A 19,051-nucleotide genomic window follows, 5' to 3' on the forward strand; every position below is an offset into this window, starting at 1 on the left:
TGATACAAATGGCGCAGCCCTATTATGAGACATTTCAGAATATAGGTAATTCAGGGATAAACGTGGCTTTCTACACAACCCCCGGCGGCTACCGGCCGCTCCACTGGCACGAGGAGCTGGAGATCCTGTATCCTTTGAACGGACTCTCCGAGATCACTGTGGAAGGCACAAAGTACTCTCTCCCAAAAAAGCAGCTTATGGCAGTGGAGTCCATGCAGGTGCACAGTACCTTCTGCTATGACCAGACTTCCATGTTCCTGTGCATCCACATTGCCCGGAAGCATTTCCAGGACTGTATGCCGGACATTGAAGACCATCACATCCTGTGCAGGCCGGATCTGATCAGCGTTGAGAAGTTCCCCGCCTACCTGGAGATCTGCCAGCTCCTTGAAAATATGACCCGGCTCTACATCCAGGATGCCACTGCTTTCTATCTGGAGGCGGAGGGCCTTACCCTGCAGGTGCTGGCCCGCCTTATACGGGACTTTTCCACCAGCGTGCTGCCCCCGGACAAAAAAAGCGACCGTCTCACGGCCAACCGTCTGCGGGATATCATCTCCTATGTGGAAGAACATTACCAGGAGCCTGTCTCGCTCCAGGATGCCGCCGATCTGGCAGGCCTAGGGAAGGAGGCCTTCTGCCGTTTTTTCAAAAAGAATATCGGCATGTCCTTCCTCCGGTATCTGAATGAAGTCCGGGCAACGCATATATACCATGATCTGGTAAACACGGAGGATCCTGTTTCTTACATCATGGAGAGAAATGGATTTACAAATCAGAAACTTTTTAACCGCACTTTCAAAGAGCTCTACGGCACGACACCGTCGGCGGTGCGGAAAGGGCGATAAAAAGTACAGCAAAAGGGGCTGCCGTGATGGCAAGCCCCTCTGTTGCTTTATTACTTTCTTTCTATTTTTCTTTTAGCACTGGCTGCAATAACCGCAAGCGCAGCTGCCATCACTGCCATTACTGCGAGTGGGGACTGGGTGTCACCTGTTCTCACAGCTTTGGTTCCTTTTTGATCAGAAACTGTTTCCGCTCCGTTTCCGGAAGATGGAGACTGTCCATCTCCGCTGCCTCCGCCCGGTTTCTGCTCCGGCTGTTCTTCAAACACGATCTGCACTCCCTCCAGCACGGTATCTTTTAAACGCTCATAGCAGTCTTTATCCGTTACAATGAGTTTTACGATCGCTCCATTGTCCGCAAATGCGTTCACTTCAATAACAGTCACTCCTCTTGGAATATTGACAGACGTCAGGGCATTTCCGGCAAAGGCTTCTTCACCGATCTTCTGAAGTTTCTCCGGGAGTATAACACCTGTTATCCCACAGCCCTTAAACGCTCCGGGTGCAATCTCTGTCACATCGGCGCCTTCCGGTGTCTGTGATGGGATCACCATATCAGGATATACCTGCAGCACTTCTCTTCCTTTGTCTGTCAGACCAGTCACAGTTGTTCCCTCGTAGGTAAAGCAGTCTGTTCCCCACTGTCCCTGGTATACGATGCGGTGGGAACCTGAACTTCCGAATTTCAGATGTTCCGGGTTCATTGTGTAGCACACCACGATGTGATCGCCATTTGTGCCGCTGTTTCCGTAAAATGGCTCTTCGCCCATTTCCTTCAGGCTGGAAGGAAGCTGTACGCTCTCCAGATAGCCTTCCTTAAACGCATATTTCCCGATCTTCTCAATTCCTTCTTCCAGCGTAAGGCTTCTCAAAGTGATAGCCTTAAATGTTCCCTCGAAGGCAGACTCTCCGATCTCCTTGACATTTCCAGGCACCGTCAGTTCTGTCAGATGGTGCAGATGGAACGCCTTCCTTCCGATCTTTTCCACAAAAGCCGGGATCTCCAGGCTTGTCAGCCGGGCGCCTGCAAAGGCCATTTCACCGATTTCTGTTACCGTATCCGGAATAGTCACCTGTTCCAGACGGATATTCATAGAGAAAGCTCCCTGCGGTATCACGGTAACATTCTTTGACAATGTAAGATCTGTGATATTATTCTCGGAAAAAGCACCTGCTCCCAGAGCAGTCACATTATCGGGGATAACGACTTTTGTCAATTTGTTGCCATGGAACGCACTTTCTCCAATCTCTGTCACAGCAGCGCCAAATCCCATTTCCACAAAATTGTTGTATTCAAAGGCCTTCTTTCCAATCTTTGTGACAGTCTCTGGAATTGATACTGTCTCCATCCCGTTTGGCGAATAAACACTGTCCTTCAGCTGCTCTATTTCATCGTCCGGGATCTTGAACGCATTTTCTCCAATCTCTGTCACAGCCTCTCCTGTCTCAGGATTTATCTGAGGAAGTACAAGATTTTTTATTTCTTTTCTCGTCACGTCTCCTTTGTCTGACCAGCCTGTCAGCACAGATCCGTCAAATGTAAAGTCATCATAGGACCAGCCTGTACCGATCAGATTACTGTATACTACTTTATGTCCTTCACTCTCCGGGATAAATGTATCTGTCTCCTGCAGATGCGCCGGATTCTTCGAGTACAGGATAACCTGTCCGGCTGCTCCATCCTGGAAACTATTCTTAGCAAGAGAAGCCAGTGTAGAGGGAATTTCCACACTTGTCAGCGCACATTTTTGGAAAGCAGTTTTTCCGATTTCTTCCAGACCCTCCCCTAAAACCAGCGTCTTAAGAGAGGAAGGCGACTGTTTGGAAGACTGTGAAAACGCGCTGGATCCAATACTCTTCACGCTTCCTGGTATAACCAGCTCTGTCAGCTGATGGCTTTTGAAAGCATCCCTTTCTATTGTTTCCACTGTATCCGGAATAACCAGCGTCTCTACCGGGGTACCGGAAAATGCCATTCTTCCGATCTCTGTCACTCCCTCAGGAATGATGACATCTTTCACCGCAGTCATCAAAAACACGGACTGTTCGATCTTTGTCATGTTTTTAGAAAGCGTCACTTTCTCCAGGTCAGCGCATGTTGTAAAAGCACCTGTCCCCACTTTTGTCACACTGTCAGGCAGAACCACTTCTGTCAGGCCGGATGCCTTGAAAGCAATATTGCCGATTGTTGTCAGCGTGGACGGCAGATCCAGTTTCGTCATGGTATTCTGTGCAAATGCACTATTTCCGATCACCTGCAGCTGGGACGGAAGCGTCACACTTTCGAAGGTTTCTCCTTCTGCTCCAAAGGTTCCGTAAGCCCCTCCGTCTCCAATCTCCGTCACATACTGTCCGTCCGGTGTCAGATCTGGTATCCGCAGATGCTGGTCCACTGCACGCTTGGCCTGTCCAGCCTCGGAAAGTCCGGTGACTTTTGTGCCGTCATAAGTGAAATGGATTGTGTTCCAGGGCTGTTCCGCAGGGTCCTGTACACCGATGACCAGTTTCTGTACATTGGATTTGTTCCCCGCATTATCCATGTGGGCAATCTGTCCCTCTGAAGCCAGCGCCTCATCCCCATACATGTAGACGATACCGCCCTTCTTCTCCGCAGATGATCCTTCGGTCACAGGCTCTTTTCCTGTGTTCTGTAAAAAGGCCCCTTTATTGACTTTTTCTGTCCGGTCAGGCAGTGCAACAGATACGATCTGATTGCCCGCAAATGCCTGCGCATCCATATTCAGCTTAAAATCACAGGTCTCGGGGAAGTCCACGATCGTAATCTGATTCTGAAAAAAGGCTCCCTGCTCGATCCACCAGACAGTCTCCGGCAGTGTCACATGTGTCAGCTCGTTTTTGGCAAAGGCCTTGCTCTCGACAAGAAGAACGCCCTCCGGCAGTGTCACCTCTTTCAATCCCTGGCCATAGAAAGCCATACCCATGATCAGGAAATTTCCTCTTTCGTTTTTATCGGACAGTTTCCCCTCATACCCAGCTTTTACATTCTGCGGGAATGTCACAGAAGTAATCTTCTGTGGCATGGTATCTGCGTCATATTTAAATGCCTCGGTAGCTACAGCAGTCACCTGGCGTCCCTCCGGATCTTTTTCCGGAATGATAAGTTCCGGGTTTCGTCCCAGTTTCTTCAGGCCATTTTCTGTGAAACCGGTCACTCCCCAGCCGGATACCTCCACCTTTTCTGTCATGGCCACATCATACAGCTTCTTCGGAGTAACCTCTCCATATGTAAAATCATAAGCACTCCACACCGTGTCGGACGGGTCATCCCTGAGAACAAACTTGTGGTATTCTGAATCCGGGAAATTCGTCTTATCCGAAATCTGTGTCTCATTCACATAGACCAAAGTCACCATTGCCTGCGTGGAGTCCGAATACTCTCTCGTAAACACATTCGCAGGAAAAGCCTTCACTGCCTCCGGCAGATCCAGGGTCTCTACGATCTTATTTCTGAACGCATAGGTGCCTATCTTTTCCAGGCCCTCCGGAAGAGTGACCGTACACACGGTGTCTTTCAAATAGTTCTTCGTAGAGAAAGCATAGCTTCCAATTTCCTTAACTGTAGACGGGATGTTGATCTGCGTAAAATTGTTGCCGGCAAATGCGTTGTTCCCGATGACGGTAATTCCTTCCGGTATCTCGATCTCTGTGAGTCCGTCCATCCACTCGTCTGCGGTGCTGCATCCGAAAGCCCCAGCCGGTATCTCTGTCAATCCTCTGGAGAGAATGATCTGTTCCAGCTGCGGATTGGTGCCAAATGCGCCTCCTCCCAATGTCACCACGCTGTCTGGGAGGATCACACTGGTCAGTTTGTTTCTCTGAAATGCCGCAATACCGATTTCTTTTAATGTCAGCGGAAATTCTATTCTCTGGATACCGCTGTTGCAAAAAGCCCTGTTGCCGATGCGCTCCAGATGGAGAGGAAGCACTACGGATTCAAACTGCTCTTCCTCTGTCGCAAAGAGTCCCGTATCATTTGTGGTATCTGCAAGCTCTGTTATATACTCTCCTGACGCATTCCGATCCGGGAGAACAAGATTTTTATTCACAGCTCTCTTCTCTATTCCGGAAGATGACAATCCTGTGATCGTCGTCCCTTCAATAGTGAAGTCATCAAGACTCCATGTCTGGCCCGCATTTGGATCTTCCCCTACGATCAACCGCTGATGATAGGACTTCTGAGTGGGTGCCGTCCTGTCAATATGATGGATCCTTTCCATATTCACAAGATTCGGATTATCCGTGTACATATGCACAACGCCGCCAAACTTGGCCCCTTCATTTTCAGGTGCATCTGCCGGGCAGTCTTCCATACCCGGATTCCAGTAGAACGCTCTCTTATCCACTACCTCTGTATAGTCAGGCAGACGCACAGATTGAATATTGTTCTGTGCAAATGCCATGGCATGGATCTGTAACTGGAAATCACATGTCTTTGGGAACCCAACTGTTGTAAGCTGATTCTTGGCAAATGACTGATTCTCGATCCACCAGATCGTATGAGGCAGTGTCACGCTCGCCAGCTGATTACTAGAAAATGCCATGGGCATAACTGCGATCACACCTTCAGGAAGATACACAGAGGTGAGATCATTTCCATAAAACGCGGAGGGTCCGATGATAAAATTCCCCCGCCGCGTCACTACATTAGTCACTGTATCATCATAGTCCACCATCATGCCTGATGGAAATTCCACGGACGTAAGCCCCATATTTTTAAAGGCACCGTCCGCCACTCCTACTAATGTCTCCCCATTATCATCCGTAGACGGAAGCACAAGATTTTTGTTTGCCTTTACTTTTTCCGCACCATATTCGGAGAACCCGGCGATAGCTCGGCCTTTAATCGTAAATTCACGTGTATAGTCGCAGCCATTTAATGTCTGTTCCATAGTCGTATACGTGAAGTCCTCCGTTGTCCAGATACTGTCATCCACAGAATCATCCGACACTGTACCTCCATCTATCAGAGGTGTTTCTTCTTTAGTTTCCTCTTTAGTTGCCACCGACTCATTTTCTATGAACATTTGTGATCGTTCTGCGTTATCATCAGCCGATTCCACAACTTCGGACTCCTCTTCTACCTGGTCCGTTTCCTCTACAGATATTTCATCTCCCAATGTAGTGTCTTCCACATCCATTGTATCTGACATAGTATCGGAAGATGTCGTTTCTTCCTTTGGAATATCAGCCGCAAATGTTGGCATCGCCATAGATATTGACAAGATTACAGCTAAAATCCCACCTGCTATTTTTTTCTTTCTCATTTTGCCCTCCTCTTAATAGTATAGATAGCTTTATATCCCCCTTATCTTCTTATGAAAAACCCATGCACCTGCTACAAATGACAGAACACCTGTTGACAACCATGTAAAACATGCAACTCCATCTCCTGTTTTTGCGGCCTTTATTTTATCTGGTGCGTCTGGATTACGGTTATCAGTATCTGTTCTGACAGGATTTAGGGGCTCTTTCTGATCATTCCCTTCATCGGAAATATCAGCCTTTTCCCTTATTAAAAGAGTTACCTCCATGGGTTCCAGACCTTCATACGTATACCCATGGTCATATAAAAATGTAATATTTTTCTCTTCAAGTCCATTAACCGTCAAAAGTCCTGAACTATTGTCATAGATATATCCTTCTCCTGCTGGCAAACTAACTTTTCCCAGTTCTGGTACGATAGTCTTCATATCAAATACCATACATTCCTCTTGCACATTGGCAAATACTATTCTTGCCTGCGGAGACACTTTTTTCTCATACCATAACTCCCCTGTCTTCGAGAGATCCAGTGAAGTCAAACTATTGCCCTCACAAGTCAGGCTATATAGATTGGGATTGTTACCTACATTTAATGATTCTAGTCCAGCGTTCGCACAGTATAATTCTTCCAGATTAGGATAACTGCTCATATCAAGATTTCTGAGATTTGTAATATTGGTCTGTGTTATATTTAAAATCCTCAGCTGACTGTTGTTAGAAATATCCAAGTAAGTAATCGGTGTATCAGCACATTCCAAACGTTGTAATTTAGTGTTCTTACTAAGATCCAATGACGAAATATTGGTATTCGAACAATTCAACCCTACCAGTTCCGGATTTCCTGAAATATCAAGTGTTTTTATATTTGTGTTATAACACTCCAGAGTATGCAATCCTCTAAAACCTGTAAGATCTAGATTTTCAATCTGAGAATCATAACAGAAAATCTCATACATCTGATGGTTATTGCTTAAATCCAATTCACGCATTTCCGTATCGTAGCAATATAACGCAGCTAATTTAGGATTATTGTGAAGATCCAGATTTGTAATGCCCGTTCCTGATACTCGGATATGCACCAATTCAGGATTATGAGTGACATCAAGTGATGTTATAGGTGTATTCGTAACATAAACCTCATATAATTCCGGGTTATTACTCACATCCAGACTATTTACCTTTGTATCCTCACAATTTAATGCAAATAACCTGCTGTTTTGTGTAACATCAAGAGTACTTATATCTGTATGATTACAATCTAAACGTCTTAGAAGCGGATTAGAAGAAACATCCAGGCTCGACACCCCTGTCTCATAGCAGTGGATTTCCTCCAGTTTCATGTTCTGGCTAACATCTAATTCTGTGAGTTCTGGATTATATGTACATTCAAGATACCTCAGTTCAGTATTATGACTGATATCAAGGCTCTTTATTCCTATAGATGAGCACCTGAGTTCTTCCAGAGATGACAGATACTCAATTCCTGTCAAATCTGTCACCCAATATTCTCCCCACATAAAATCAACTATTTTTGCCTGTTCAATTTCATCAGAAGATAGAACCGCATTTTTATCCAGATCAAAATTCTCAGATATATATGCCCTGAAGACATTGTCTGGAAAATGCTGGTCATCCACCTTTATCTCTCTTTCGTTCACTTGTTCTCCATCACCTGCTTCTGCCATTGATGGATGCATCACGGCCGCCAGCCCGATCATCAAAAGCAGATACTTTTTCCACAAGCTATTTCTTTTCATTTAATTTCCTCCTAATGACTCATCAACAAAAATTCTGAATTTTGTTTCTTCCCCCTCTCCAACGAAAAAATTACGCTTCATTTTCAGAATTTCTTATTTTGAGAATATCAGATATTTAGATGACTTTGAAATCGTTTATTTCTATATGTTTTTCCTATTTATTATCTTTTTCTATGCACATTATGTATACCGTAAAAACCAGGTGTTTATTGCTCCCCTTTCAGTCATATGTCAATTATAAAAAATCTCCGTCAACTCCCTTCGATGGCTGAACGCCACAAAACGGAAATCAACGAAGACCGCAATTTACATTATTTTGTTTTCCCGACCATACGCCGAACCATTCTTCCCACACGCCGGAGTGGTTCTGTATATCTCCAGCTGCTGGAATTCCGGAACTGGTTGATCAGATGTCTTTGCCTTTCATTTTCCCTTTTATAATATTTCAGCTTCTCTTTTGTCTCGTACATCTTCTGCGTCAATATAAAATCCGTATACCAATGGCCTTGATTCCAGGAATAAATTTCCTGCAGCGTAAGATCAAAATGCCTCTCCAGGACTTCAACTGCTCCTTCCATCCTCAAAACTTCCTCCAACTTATTTATGCCCGGAAGCCTCATTTCAGGTGAGTCATCTACGCAGTGCATTAAAAGAAATGCTTTTTCAAATTCCAGTTCCAGATGTGATGAAGAAGTTTTCTTCTGAAATTCTGATTTAAAGAACAGTAGCATCTGTTCGTCACTTAATCGGTCTATCATCTGTTTCCGGATCAGCATCTGTTCATTAAAAGAGCGGATCAGGTGCTTTTCTGTGGCGCTGCTGATCTGCTCCTGCTTATTGACATCCCACCTGAATCGTATCAGTTTTTCCGGAATCACATAGATGGGATACTCCGTGACAATACGTACCCACAGGTCAAAATCAGCAAGCTGGCAGTACATCAGGTTAAAGCCGCCAGCCTCATCCATGACACTTTTCCGAACAAGTGCGGACGGATGACATACACAGTTCCCTTTGTGCAGGAAAAAATGCATCCAGTCTTTCTGCTCTTCATAGTGGTTTTCAAACAGTTTTTCCATAGGCAGACATTGATCAGAAAGATCATTTCCATCATTGTCGATCAGAGTGACTTCCGTAAAACAGGCGCCAGCCTCCGGATGCTCCTCCATAAATCTCATCTGCTTTTCCAATTTATCCGGAAGCCACTCGTCATCACTGTTCTGAAACGCCACATAATCTCCTCTACACTGCTCAAGTCCATGATTAGCAGCATAACAGTAAAAACGATTTTTATCCATCTTTATATACTGTATCCTCGGATCAGCATAGTAAGACACTAACTGCTCCGTGTTGTCTGTAGAACCGTCATCCACAATGATCAGTTCCCAGTCTGTATATGTCTGCGCTATCACACTGTCGATCGCACGCTTCAGATATTGTTCTCTGTTATATGTACACATTAATATGCTGACCATTTGCTTACTCCACTTCTCCCACTACTGCCCAGCGCCAGAAGGACTGGTCATAATTCCATGTATTCTCATATCCGCACATTTCCAGGACCAGCTGTGTATAAGCCGAACGTATTCCTCCTGTGCAGTATGTAACAACCTTGTCTTCTTTATCTACACCGGCACTTTCAAACATTTCCGCCAGTTCACTGTTCGGCTTCAGCGTGCCGTCTTCCTGGAAAAGATCTGTATACCGCACATGTATAGCTCCGGGGAGATGGCCTCCCTGTGCCTCATTGTAAAGGATCGCTCCGTTATATTCTTCATCTGTCCGCACGTCCACGATGGTATACTCATCATAGTTTGCCTGCAGTTCCTCCGTCGTCATCACATGTGTGTTGTCAATGCTGTCCACAGTGACCTCCCCGGGCTCGAATCCAGAGGCAAACAGCTGGGTCTCAGCTCCTGCCGCTTTCGCAGCTGCATAGCCGCCGTCAATCATTTTGACATCCTCAAACCCCGCTGCCAGAAATTCCCACACAAGCCGGGCGTCGTCTCCCCAGCCGTCCAGAGTATCGGCAAATACGATGATTTCTTTATCTTTTGTGATTCCCAGTTCTCCAAGTCTTCCCTCCAGATCGTCCGGCGCAGGAATCTTTCCCCAGTCTGCATCTCCGGCCTGGCCCTCCTGACATGTGCAGAGATCCTGCCAGGTCGTAGCAATGGCGCCTTTCAGTGTGCCAAGGACTGCCTTCTGCCAACCTCTCGCATCAATAAATAGAACATTCTCAGCACCTATGCGGTCTTTTGCATACTCCCCGGTAATTATATATTCTCCATGAAAATGTCCGTCGTCAGGTATCTCTTCCGCGTCTTTCTCTGCCTCAGACTCTTCCTGTTGCTCCTGTGCATCTCCCTCTATCTTTTCAGCTGCGTCAACCGTATTATCTGTGTCCTGTTTACCACATCCTGCTGCCACAGACAGAACCATTATCAGGCACAGCACCAGGACTTTTTTTCTAAATCTCACTCTTATTCCTCCTCTCCATTGGCACTCTCATCCATGTACTGTAAATATTCTCCTTAAATGTTTCCTCCTCCATTATCTCCGGCAGGTTCAGACTGCTTCTTCCTTGTCGGTCCTCCCTCAGCAAACCCGTCTGCAGGTCCGCCGCGCGGACAGTAAAATTTCTCCAGCAGTCGTGAAACAGTTCCGGATGCATGAGATAGACCGCAGCAGTCACATCCCAGTTGTAAAATCCTTTTATCCCGTAATCCTCCTCATTATAGTGGAACCAGTCATCTGTCTTTTCCCGGATATAGGCCCCTGTAGGACTGCTGCCAGCAAACAGACGTCTCCTGTACTCTTCTTTTGTGAACAGCACTTTCAGGCAGTTATTCCCTGTAATAACGGATACATTTCTTCCCTCTGTCAGCACTCTGCAGGACGCCTCTGGATCGCAGGAGAAATTCAGCTCATCCATCTGTTTCTTTTCAAATATGAGGGGCTTTGTGATCCCTCCCATCAGGACGATCTCCTTTATATTTGCAAAAAACCGGCTGTCAGTCTCATACGCCCCCTCCATATTTGTCAGAGAACCAGTGGCAAGTACAGATATCTCTCCCGGATACTTTGCCGCCATTTCCGCCAGATATACAGCTGCCTCGCTGGCCCGTTCACTTTTGGATGCGGCTCCCCTTTTCACAGGGATATCTGCCCGTCCCAGGTCTTTTATCATTTCCCGGGTCGTCTCATACACCACATCCAGCCTGCTGTTGCCGTATGTGGTGGTGATCCCGCAGAGCTGCGCGTCCGGGTCCCCCAGCAGATAGAGAAGTGCCAGGCCGTCATCCACGTCGCAGTTTCTCACTCCAAATGTATTGTCACAGTCAAATATGATCTTTTTCATCTGTCTCCTCCTAACATGCAAAACAGGAAAACGGCCCTTCCTTGATCTGTATGCCCACCTTCATTCCCTTCTTAATTCCCATATCTGCCAGCTCCGTGCTCATGCACTGGCAGATCAGCGGCCCCTGTAAAGTCTCCAGCATGACTTCTGCCATCTCTCCCATGAACACAATATCCGTCACCTCAAGTGCGCCCTCTTTCTTGAGGCGGATCTGGAACGGACGCACCAGGGCATCGTAATTTCCGTCCGGATCCGGCGCATCCATTTCCAGGAGAGGGCTGACAAAACGGCCGTTTTTGATCGTGCCCCGTATGTAATTGGTTTTGCCGAAATACTCGGCAACGCTCCTGGAAACCGGCCTGTAAAATATCTCTCTTGGCTCTGCGTACTGCAGGATATCCCCCTCTCGCATCAACGCGATCCTGTCAGACATCTGAAGAGCCTCCCTCTTATCGTGGGTCACAAGGATGGTAGTAATATGCCTCTCCCTGTGGAGCTTTTTGACAAGGCTGCCCATCTCCAGCCGAAGCTTTTCGTCCAGTCCTGAAAAAGGCTCGTCCAGCAGGAGTATCCTCGGGTCTGCCGCCAGCGCCCGGGCCAGCGCCACTCTCTGCATCTGCCCTCCGGACAGCTCTTTGATCTTGCGCTTTCCGTATCCTGCAAGCTGCACCTCCGCAAGAAGCCGCTGTATCGTCTCCTGCTGTTCCTTTTTGGGAATTTTCTGCAGTTCCATGGGAAAAGCAATATTCTTTTCCACAGTCATATGAGGGAAAAGCCGCAGATCCTGAAATACGATGACCGTTCCCCTCTTCTCGGGCGGTTCTCTTAGGATGGACTGTCCGTCTATCAGGATATCACCCTCCCGGGTGTCCAGAAGCCCCGCAATACTCTTAAGAAGGGTTGTCTTTCCACATCCGGATGCTCCAAGAAGAGAGACAAATTCCCCGTCTTCCATGTGAAAATCTATATCGTGCAGTATCTCTTTCCCCTGCAGCGCTACTTTTAAATGTTCAATTGTAAGACTCATATTCTATTCCTCTTTATGCGTAAAAATCTCCTGTGCCGTCTTTTGTCCACCTTTTTGCCAGTGCCTCGAAAACCGTGAAAACCAGCAGTGTCACAGCCAGAAAAATCGTGCTGTACACACAGGCTATATTCCTGTCCCCACCCTGCAGATAGGGCACCATGACAATGGTGAAGGTCTGCACATTGCCGCCTCCGATAAGAAGAGTCAAAAAATACTGGCTGAAAGAGACAATATAGGACATGCTGACTGCCGAAACTATCACTGGCGCCAGAATCGGGAGCGATACTTTCACAAATGCCTTCACAGGCGAAGCTCCCAGCACGCGGGCCTGCTCTTCCAGCTTTTTCCCGGACGCCTCCATGCCATCCTGGATCAGGCGCACTGCATAGGGGAGGGAACAGATCAGATGAGCAATGATCACACCCGTTACGGTGTTGTTCAGTCCAAGCCTGATAAAGATGATCTGTATGCCCATGGCAAATACAGTAGCCGGTATCATAAAAGGAAGAATAGTAAAAAAGGACATTAGCTTTTTCCCAGGAAACTCATAAAAGACAAGCGCCTTGGACGTCATGATCCCAATCACTGCGGACAGTACCGCCACCGCTGTAGAGATCAGGATGCTGGACAGAAACAGCCTTGTCAGCTGCTCCTTACGGCCCAGCACTTCCTGCAGGGAACGCAGGGAGAACACCTGTGGGAGCAGATCCGGCCATGCCCACCGCTCGGTAAACACCCATATGACCATGATAGCCGCCGGGATCAGGATCGCTGCCGCTATGAGGATAAATACAATATGGACCATACCTGTTTTACGTTTCATTCTTTTCTCCGCCTGACATTTGTCTTGTGTTTTTCTGCATCAATTTAAAATAAGCAACTGCACTTATGAGGGATATGACCATGATCAGCCCGTTCAGTGCCATGGCGTAGGGTCTATGGGTCAGATCCGGATGGATATACTGCTGGTACGCCAGGATCGGGAGGGCTTTAGGCGTCGTTGCTCCCAGCAGGAGCGGTGTCTCATAGGCCCCCAGGGCAAACACAAAAATGATGAGAAAACCGCTGAAGATCGTGTTCTTGCATAAGGGCAGGGTCACTTTCCAGAACGCCTTCCACTTACCGGCTCCCAGGTTCACTGCTGCCTCCCCCAAGCTGCCGTTGATGTTTGCCATAAGCGCGATCACAAAGTAGATGATAAAAGGGATCTCCTTCCAGATATAAGCCAGGATCACGCCGATGCCCCAGGAATCATAGATCAGCAGAGGAAACTGCTGCTGCTCCTCTATCAGTCCCAGCATCCAGGCTATCCTTGCCAGGATTCCATTCTGAGAAAAAATGTTGATCATAAACAGTGCTGCAACCACATGGGGAACGATCACCGGAAGCTGTATGACCCTGATCATGGCTCCCCGGGTCTTGCCCGCCATTACAAAAATGCCGCATATGACAGAGCCTGCCGCCGTTGCGACCAGCGCTGAGACCAGCGCTGTCTTCAGGCTGTACAGGACCGACTCCAGGATATCCGGTCTGGAAAGGATTTCCTTATAATATGCCAGAGTTGGTTTCTCCAACCCAAAAGCCGGAACCACCCCAAGACTCTGGGTGATTCCAGTCACTAACCCTGCCAGCAGCAGAATGGTCAGGATAATCTGCGGGATCAGCAGCAAATACGGTGTCAGCTTCTTTTTCATGTCTACTTGCCTACTACTTCTTCTGTCCAGATTTCCTCTATGATCGGAACAAGCTCTGCAGGCATCTCCGGAAGACGCTTAGAGAGAAGCTCGTCCTGTGGGATCACGCCCTCTCCCAGATCCACTGCGTCAAACGCTGCCTTCTGCTCCTCGGACAGCTTGCTATTGTCAAGTACAGGAATGACTCTCAGCTGCTCATAGCGGTCAGCCTGGATCTCCGGTGACAGCATCTCGTTGATCGCCACCATGGCGCCCGCCTTATTCCCTGAGTTTGCGGCAACAGCCATAAAGTTTGTATTTCCGATTGTTCCCTTGTCAAACTGGAAGGTCTCTGTGGTGTCTGTGTATGTACCGCTCTCAATATTCAATGCCGTCGCATAGGCGTCGTAAGTCATATTCAGCACAACCTCTCCGTCGGCAAACATATTGTCAAGCGTGGTGGAGGAGTCGGGGAATGTCTTTCCTTCGTTCCACAGATACGGATTCAGCCCTCTTAAGTATTCCATGGCCGGCTCCACAGCCTCTCTCACGGTCTCTTTGTCCGCTTCCATATCCAGGAACTGCTCATAACCGCAGATCTCGTAGATGATGTTTCTCACAAAAGCACTTCCTGTAAAATCCGGAAGAGCAGGGTAGGTCACTTTACCCGAATATTTCTTTACAAACTCCTCCAGGGCCTCTGCGCTCTTGGGCACATCAGGAGTCACCGCCGTGTCTGCGATCATCACTACCTGCGCCTTGCCGTAAGGTGCCTCATATCCCTCCACCGGATACGCGAAATCCAGTGTCACATCCTCTGACTCGGCATCCACATAGTCGTTGAAGTTGGGCAGTTTGTCTGTAAACGGGCCGTAGAGCATATTATTCTCCTTGGCGGACTGGAAGTTCTCACCGTTGATCCAGATCATGTCGATGCTGCCGTCCTCCTCGCCTCCCTCGATCTCTCCGGAAAGCTGGCTCAGCACCTGATCGATATCCATGGGCACCCGCTCCATCGTAATATCATATTTTTCTTTCATTACCGGAGCAAATTTATTGTCCAGCCAGTCATTCAGCTTCTCATCGCCGCCCCAGCCATAGAATGTCACTGTCGTTCCTTCTGCGGCCTCAACCATCTCATCAAAAGTCATGTCATCTACAGATCCATTCTGCTCCTGACTGCTGCTGTCCCCACTTCCGCTCCCGCATGCGGCAAGTGAAAATGTCATAGCTGCGGCTAAAAATGCTGTTAAAACTCTCTTCTTCATAATCTTCTCCTCGTTCCGTAATCTTTTATATATTCCTATTCCTGACTGCGTATAAAGCTGTCTATCCTGTCCAGGAACTCCCAGCTCAGATATTGTTCCAGTTTTTCATATGTAGACTGATTAAAGATTTCTTTATCCGGCTGCTGGTATTCTATCCATGCCATGGCACACCAGGTGATCCCTCTCAGGCATGTGACCGGCACATATACCATCGTTCTTTCTTCCAGCCCCTCCGTGTCAAATCTACCGTCTGCATATTTAATATATTCACCGATAAAGTCTTTCATTTCCTGCACGGTGAGGATCACATCCGTCTTCCAGAATGTGGTCGTGGGAGCCAGAAAATGTCCCAGATCCTGGGCCGGTTCACCGTATAACGGCTTTTCCCAGTCAATCAGATAGTTGTCCTTACCCTCTCCGTTAATAAGAAAGTTTGTCGAATTCAGCTCTGTGTTGATACAGCAGCGGTATGCCGGTTTATCAAGACTGTCTGCTTTTTCCCATACCTTGTCCAGCATTTCACGGATCTTTGCGGCTTTCTGCCGGTCTGCCAGTAAAGAATTCTCATATTTTGCAAACATCTCCCCGCACTCTTCCAGTATGGCGCGAAGCTGGTTCGGCGGAGCGATCAGATGCGTATCTTCCGGCACAGATACACTGTGGATATCTGCAAGGCACTGTGCAGCGCAGACATTTTCTGTGCGGTAATCCAGAGCATGTCCCGGGAGATATTCCATCACCATCACACCGTACGGTATATGCTTTAAAGATCCATCGACATACAATGGCTTTGGCGTACGTCCGGATCTTTCAAGCAGCTTCAGCGCGCGATACTCGTACTCTATCTGATCATCCAAATGCATCTGGCTGCCAAAATTCACCCGGAATAAAAGCTGCTTTCCTGACAGCGGATGGGTAAACAAATAGTTTCTATTGTATTCTCCCTGCGCCAGCATGACGTATTCCTCTGTTATATCTGCCGGCAGGCACAGCGCCTGTCTGTAAGCAGGAAGCCCGACATAAGTTCTTAATTGTTCCATTTCACTCATAGCATATTCCTCTTTCTGCAGGTCGCTTATCTGATATCCTTGTACATTTTTGCAATTGTCTGTATAGCTATCTTGTCACGATACATTTTTCGCATCCGGTTCATTTTCCACATCAATTTCAGTTTCGGAATAGTTCCCTTTGGAAATCTCCGGTCAGATGTGTAGATCCTTTTTCTTGTCATCCCAAGACGTATTCCTTTCTCTTTCAGCGTCAGAGAGAACTGATAGTCCTCCATGATCGGTATTTCAGGAAACATGCCAACATCAAAAAACAGTTTTCTGTCAATAAATATGCCCTGATCCCCGAACATGACTTTTCTGTCTTTTACCCGGTGATTGGATATGACCCTGCATGTAAACATGAAAAAATTCCGGGAATGGAAAGCAATACCAAAGCATCCTGCCTGATAATCCCTCATGACCTCTCGTATCTGAGCCAGGGGATGGGCCGGGAGTTCGCTGTCACAGTGAAGGAAAAAAAGAATATCCCCGTGACTTGCTTTCGCACCGGCATTCATTTGAGCCGCCCGGCTTTTTCTGTCATGCAGCAGGGTAAACTCTTCCGAAATCCTGTCCAGTGTATGATCTGTGCTTCCCCCATCCACAAAAATGATCTCACATCTGTCTTTCAGCTCCCGGAGCTGATCCTGCAGGTGCTCTATCGTCTTCTCTTCATTATACACGGGCACGATGATGGAAATGCTGCTGTTAGACGCAAGATATTTTCCTGTCCTGGACTCTTTCAGGAAAACATCGGAACGCATACGCACCCTGTAATCCTGAAGATCAGCCGGTGTGTCCATATCCTGAAGTTCAGCCGTATAACCTATGGAGATCCCCTGCCTCTGAAGCCGGCGGAGTGTTTCCTCAAATACTGTACTGACACCATACTGCTCCAGTCCAAAAGCTTCTTTCCACGGCTTTTTCATACCGATCAGATAGTAGCCTCCATCTTTTGTTTTGCCGAATACAATATCATGTTCTGCAAGCACATCAAACGCCCGGATCATGTGCTCAGCTCTGAGCTCCGGAACATCCGTTCCGATCAAAATACAGCTTTTGTAGCCCTTTTCAAGCACTTTTTCTATAGCATGATACATTCTCTGTCCCAATGTATCTCCCCGCTGTGGGAAATATGCTGCGTCTCTGCCGAAAATTCCCCGCAGTATCCCTGTCTTCTGTCTATCTTCTGGTGTATAATTCACATACACATCCGCTCTGCAGATCCGACATGCCTCACATATATCCTGCAGGAAGCAGGTGTGCAGCCTGGCGCACTCTTTTCCGGACAGCACTGGCATCATGCGTGTCTTGGTTTTTCCCGGCAGAGGGACGCGGGTAAAAACAATAACTGCTCTATCCATTTACAGGACCTTCTCCAGTGACTCTATGGCAGCTTCTACAACTCCCGGGCAGAAGTCAAGCAGGAGCCCCTCCTCCATCACCTTCTCAAGTTCACCCGGTTTCCCCAGGTCATGCCCCAAAAGCTCCCTGCACATGCAGGAGGGATATTTCTGCTGAAAATTTTTCTTAAATTCTGCTGTTTTTTGCATCATGATGTTCTTCTGATCCATGTCCTCTTCTCTACAGTGCCCATATTTCATCCCAAGCACCATCAGAGCTCCTGTAACCGCACCGCAGGTTTCCCCACACATCATACCGCCTCCAAAACACGCAGATACTTTTCTTGCATCTTCTTCTGTCATTCCCATCTCTTCTGCAAACGTCCCAGCAACCACCTGTGAACAGTCTATCCCCTTTACGAATAACTCCCTGATTTCCTCTTTTTTCATTGTTTCCTCCCTTATTCTGTCGCTCCTCCACAGCTGGATCCCTGTCCTGCAGTACATCCATAGCAATGGTCTGCAAAACAAATTTTTCGCTTTTTATAAGGTTTACCTACCATGTTAAAAATTGTCTCGCCGGTCAGGACAGGCAGATCTGCGGCCTGGTTAAAATCACAATCGTACACTTTCCCGTCATATCCCACTGAAATCTGAAACCGGCACATGAGTCCCGGAAGAGTAGCTGTATTAAATGCATCCGAAAGTTTTTTCATATAACTCTCCAGATTGCCGCTTCTTTTCAGAAAGGCCTCAAAACGCCCCATGGGATTGTTAGTGATAGTAAAAAGGCTATTGAACACAATGCCGTAGTCCTCCCACAGTTTCGTCTTATACTCTTTTTCCATGGCATCCTGCACCGGCGGGAAAAAAGCTCCTGCAGGGTTATACACCATATTCAGCACCAGGTCCTCTTCTTTTCCGTAACCCAGCTCGTTAAGTTCCCGGATCACCTCAATAGCTGTCTCAAATGTTCCGTCTCCTCTGACCCTGTTCATCTCCTTAGCCCTGTAGTAGGGAAGGGAGCAGACTACTTCCACCTTGTGGTCAGCATAAAATCCCGGCAGATGTCTGTATTTTTCTTCTTTTAAGATAACCAGGTTGGTGCGGACGATGACGTGCCCGCATATTTTGCAGGCCTCCTCCACAAGCCACTCGAAATCCGGGTTCATCTCCGGCGCTCCCCCGGTGATATCGATGGTCGCCACCTTCTGCTCCCTGCACACCGCAAGGCAGGCCTCCATCACCTTCCGGTCCATAACCTCTGTCCTTGCAGGGCCCGCCTCCACATGGCAGTGCTTGCAGGCAAGGTTGCACACCCTCCCCACATTGATCTGCACAACCTCCAACCTATCTGTCGTATACTTATACCCCTCCCTGGCAACTCTGTCCTCAAAATTCGGGATACCCTTCAGTTCTCTTAAATCTTCCAACGCCTGACTCAT

Annotated in this window: 14 protein-coding genes; 1 reads left to right on the plus strand and 13 read right to left on the minus strand. The window is 47.5% G+C overall.

The features are described from left to right. Positions 1-8: 8 nt before the first annotated feature. The gene (locus Q5911_RS00100; protein WP_303180002.1) at positions 9-848 is read left to right on the plus strand and encodes an AraC family transcriptional regulator; all 840 of its coding nucleotides are present in this window, start codon (positions 9-11) and stop codon (positions 846-848) included. A 50-nt stretch (positions 849-898) separates the two neighbouring features. On the opposite strand, the gene Q5911_RS00105 is transcribed toward Q5911_RS00100, so the two are convergent. The 13 genes from Q5911_RS00105 to arsS all read right to left on the minus strand — a co-directional run bounded on the left by Q5911_RS00105 (position 899) and on the right by arsS (position 19,051). Beyond that, positions 899-6,130: a leucine-rich repeat domain-containing protein gene (locus Q5911_RS00105; protein WP_303180003.1), complete on the minus strand. Its 5,232-nt coding sequence runs from the start codon at positions 6,128-6,130 to the stop codon at positions 899-901. A gap of 30 nt (positions 6,131-6,160) precedes the next feature. Next, complete coding sequence (locus Q5911_RS00110; protein ID WP_303180004.1) at positions 6,161-7,885, minus strand: leucine-rich repeat domain-containing protein; 1,725 nt, start codon at positions 7,883-7,885, stop codon at positions 6,161-6,163. A 311-nt stretch (positions 7,886-8,196) separates the two neighbouring features. Next, positions 8,197-9,360 carry a glycosyltransferase gene (locus Q5911_RS00115; protein WP_303180005.1) on the minus strand — a complete coding sequence of 388 codons (1,164 nt, stop codon included), beginning with the start codon at positions 9,358-9,360 and terminating at the stop codon, positions 8,197-8,199. Positions 9,361-9,364: 4 nt separating this feature from the next. After that, positions 9,365-10,366 carry a sulfurtransferase gene (locus Q5911_RS00120; RefSeq protein ID WP_303180007.1) on the minus strand — a complete coding sequence of 334 codons (1,002 nt, stop codon included), beginning with the start codon at positions 10,364-10,366 and terminating at the stop codon, positions 9,365-9,367. Beyond that, a complete protein-coding gene (locus tag Q5911_RS00125) occupies positions 10,356-11,246 on the minus strand; it encodes a nucleoside hydrolase (RefSeq protein WP_303180009.1) in 891 nt (296 codons plus the stop codon). Before Q5911_RS00125 ends, Q5911_RS00120 begins: the two co-directional genes overlap by 11 nt. A gap of 10 nt (positions 11,247-11,256) precedes the next feature. Then, positions 11,257-12,273 carry an ABC transporter ATP-binding protein gene (locus Q5911_RS00130; RefSeq protein ID WP_303180010.1) on the minus strand — a complete coding sequence of 339 codons (1,017 nt, stop codon included), beginning with the start codon at positions 12,271-12,273 and terminating at the stop codon, positions 11,257-11,259. A 13-nt stretch (positions 12,274-12,286) separates the two neighbouring features. Beyond that, positions 12,287-13,096: an ABC transporter permease gene (locus Q5911_RS00135; protein WP_281724797.1), complete on the minus strand. Its 810-nt coding sequence runs from the start codon at positions 13,094-13,096 to the stop codon at positions 12,287-12,289. Continuing rightward, positions 13,086-13,967 carry an ABC transporter permease gene (locus Q5911_RS00140; protein WP_303180014.1) on the minus strand — a complete coding sequence of 294 codons (882 nt, stop codon included), beginning with the start codon at positions 13,965-13,967 and terminating at the stop codon, positions 13,086-13,088. The genes Q5911_RS00135 and Q5911_RS00140 overlap by 11 nt, the downstream gene beginning before the upstream one ends. A gap of 2 nt (positions 13,968-13,969) precedes the next feature. Continuing rightward, a complete protein-coding gene (locus tag Q5911_RS00145) occupies positions 13,970-15,214 on the minus strand; it encodes an ABC transporter substrate-binding protein (RefSeq protein WP_303180016.1) in 1,245 nt (414 codons plus the stop codon). Between the two features lie 35 nt (positions 15,215-15,249). Further along, complete coding sequence (locus Q5911_RS00150) at positions 15,250-16,263, minus strand: aminoglycoside phosphotransferase family protein (RefSeq protein ID WP_303180018.1); 1,014 nt, start codon at positions 16,261-16,263, stop codon at positions 15,250-15,252. A gap of 26 nt (positions 16,264-16,289) precedes the next feature. After that, positions 16,290-17,627 carry a TIGR04283 family arsenosugar biosynthesis glycosyltransferase gene (locus Q5911_RS00155; protein WP_303180019.1) on the minus strand — a complete coding sequence of 446 codons (1,338 nt, stop codon included), beginning with the start codon at positions 17,625-17,627 and terminating at the stop codon, positions 16,290-16,292. Then, on the minus strand, positions 17,628-18,056 hold the full coding sequence (locus Q5911_RS00160; RefSeq protein ID WP_281724802.1) for a C-GCAxxG-C-C family protein: 429 nt from the start codon (positions 18,054-18,056) through the stop codon (positions 17,628-17,630). 11 nt (positions 18,057-18,067) lie between these two features. Next, positions 18,068-19,051 carry an arsenosugar biosynthesis radical SAM (seleno)protein ArsS gene (arsS, locus tag Q5911_RS00165; protein WP_303180020.1) on the minus strand — a complete coding sequence of 328 codons (984 nt, stop codon included), beginning with the start codon at positions 19,049-19,051 and terminating at the stop codon, positions 18,068-18,070.

Origin of the sequence: Lachnoclostridium phocaeense (genome assembly GCF_959599685.1) — a bacterium.
GTDB lineage: Bacteria > Bacillota > Clostridia > Lachnospirales > Lachnospiraceae > Claveliimonas > Claveliimonas monacensis.